3 protein-coding genes are annotated in these 2,709 nt (G+C 64.2%); all 3 read right to left on the bottom strand.

The genetic code is table 11. The annotated features are described in order from the left end of the window. On the bottom strand, window positions 1-783 hold a 783-nt coding region (locus ACH2EI_RS10775; protein ID WP_395159990.1), incomplete at its 3' end, for an MFS transporter. 56 nt (window positions 784-839) lie between these two features. After that, window positions 840-1,601, bottom strand: a complete 762-nt coding sequence (locus ACH2EI_RS10770; RefSeq protein ID WP_395159988.1) for an SDR family NAD(P)-dependent oxidoreductase — start codon at window positions 1,599-1,601, stop codon at window positions 840-842. Window positions 1,602-1,656: 55 nt separating this feature from the next. Continuing rightward, the coding region (locus tag ACH2EI_RS10765) for a thiolase C-terminal domain-containing protein (RefSeq protein WP_395157019.1) at window positions 1,657-2,709 on the bottom strand (1,053 nt) is incomplete at its 5' end.

Genomic DNA, 2,709 nt, shown 5'->3' with positions numbered 1-2,709 from the left:
GGCGAGTCGGGACAGTCCAACTCGATCAGCCAGTTCGCGAACCGATGGTCTGACAAGCACAAGACGTCCAACGGACAGACCGCCCCAGAAGAGCGCGACGGCGATGGCAGCCAGGGCGTCGCCAGCGTGTCGCCCTTCGGTGAGCTGGGTGAAGGCCCACTGTCCGGTCGTGACCTCCATGCCGACAAACGCGCTGAAGGCTCCGAGTGACAGCGCTGTGGGTGCAAACGGCGCACGACTGCCCGCCTTGCGCACGTACGGCGTGATGTCGGGCCATGCTTGCTGGTTCCGCAAGGCGACCAGGGCAGCCCCGATGACGATCACCCCGCAGAATCCGAGGGCGAGGCGCCAGCTCGAGACAGCGACCACGATCAGCGGCCCCAGTGTCGCACCCACGCCATACGCACCATGAATCAGCCCCGACGATCCCACATCTCGGATGGTCGTGATGAAGCCAGCACTGAGTGAATCGATTGGCCCCGATGCAAGCCCGACGCATGCCAGTGCCATCAAGAACATTGGCCAGGTCGTCGCCAAGGCCATCGACATGACTGCGAGGGCAAGAATGCTCAAGGCGACAACGAACGCTCTGCCCATCCCGAACCACCGCATCAGCATGGGTCCGCTCAACGCTGTGGTCGCTCTCCCCAGGCCGTAAACGAGGGCCGCAACTCCGAGGGCTCCGAGGGACTGATCGAACCGCTCGCGAACATCGGGCCAGATGACGCCCAGCATCGCGGTCGGTGCAGCGAGTGACAAGAACGCGGTGGCGGCCGACTGCACAGCCCGGCGATTATCTGCAGCGATCATATTTGCCCGAGGCCCGACGCTTCGTTTGTTCACTTGGGTGCGAAGCGTGTGCCCGCGTCGAGGCGGATGGTGTCGCCGTTGAGCATTGGGTTCTCGATCATCGCGATGGCGAGGCGTGCATATTCGTCGGGGCGTCCGAGGCGGCGCGGGAAGGCAGCGTCTTTGGTGAGGCTGGCGGCTTGCTCGTCGGTCACCCCGGCGGTGAGGCCGGTGGCGAACAAGCTGGGGGCAATGGTGTTGACCCGGATGCCGAGCGTGCCAAGATCGCGCGCCATCGTCAGCGTCATACCCGCAATGCCGGCCTTCGCTGCGGTGTAGGCAACCTGGCCGATCTGACCCTCAAACGCGGCAATTGAAGCGGTGTTGATCAACACACCTCGCTCATCGTCGGAGTTGGGTTCGTTGTTGGCCATGTGTGCGGCACACAACCGGTTGGTGTTGAACGTGCCGATCAGATTGAGGTCGATCACGGCTCGAAAGTCGTCGAGGTCGAACGGCCCGCTGCGGCCGAGTGTGCGGCCAGCCTTGCCGCCGCCTGCGGTGTTCACCGCGACATCGAGGCCACCGAGCGCCTCGACTGCTTCGTTGATGACGAGCTCAATGCCGTCGAAGTCGAGCACGTTGGTGGGGTGCCACGTCCCACCCAACTGCGCGGCAACCTCGGCACCAGCCGATGCCTCGCGGTCAAGGATGGCCACCGAACCACCGCCGGCGGCGATTCGTACGGCTGTTGCCCGAGCGAAGCCCGATGCACCACCAATCAGGATTGCCTTCAGTCCGTTGATCTCCATGTTGAGCTCCAGTTGTGAGTTGCTGTTCGGGTGTGAGTTGAGTGCTGGTTAAGTATCAGGGGGCGATGTTGCTGAACACGACACAGCCGGCTGCGCCGAACATGCCGCCGACACCCAACGACACCGAGACTTCAGCGCCGTTGACCTGAGCGGGCGCAGTGCCGCGCATTTGGCGGACGCTTTCCTGCATGGCGTACATCCCGTACATGCCGGAGTGCATGTAGGACAGCCCGCCGCCGTTGGTGTTCATTGGCAGCGACCCGCCGGGTGCCGTGTTGCGCTCCCACACGAAGTCGCCAGCCTCGCCGCGCTCACAGAACCCGAGGTCTTCCAACCCGTAGAGCGGGAGGTGGGCGAATGCGTCGTAGACCATCAAGTGATCGACGTCATCGGTGGTGATCTCGGCGCTGGCGAACGCGTCGGCGCCTGCGATGCGGAACGCCTTCGATGAGCTGAAATTCTCCATCTGCGACACCATCGGTGTCTCGACGCCCTCACCGTGGCCGAGCACGTACACCGGCTTGGTGGGGAAGTCTTTGGCACGGTCAGCCGAGGTGACGATGAGCGCCCCGCCGCCGTCGGTGACGAGGCAGCATTCAAGGAGGTGGAACGGGTAGGCAATCATGCGCGACGACAACACGTCGTCGACAGTGATCGGGTCTCGGAACGTTGCCCGAGGATTCATCCCGGCCCACTCGCGTTGCACGACGGCGACATTGGCCAGCTGCTCGTGGGTGAGCCCGGTGTCTTTCATGTGTCGCAGTACCGGGAGGCCGAACATCGTCGGCGGCCCGGTGACTCCGAAGGGCCGCTCGAACTGCCCAGACATCGCGCTGGTGAACGATTGCGGTGCTGTGCCGACGCGCGACTTCCCGCTCTCGGCGTGGGTGATGAGCACGGTTGTGCAGAGGCCGGCGGCGATCGCGGCGGCTGCGTGACGAACATGAATCATGAATGAACAGCCGCCAACCGACGTGCCGTCGACCCAGCGCGGCGTGATGCCCAAGTAGTGCGCGACATCGGTGGGTCGTTCGCCAGCGGTGGCGAGCCCGTCGATGTCCTTGATGGTCAGGCCGGCATCAGCGAGCGCATTGAAGGCTGCATCGGC

The sequence above is a fragment of the Ilumatobacter sp. genome (genome assembly GCF_041688325.1).
In the GTDB taxonomy this organism is placed as follows: Bacteria; Actinomycetota; Acidimicrobiia; order Acidimicrobiales; family Ilumatobacteraceae; genus Ilumatobacter_A.
This window is presented reverse-complemented; position numbering and strand designations above follow the sequence as displayed.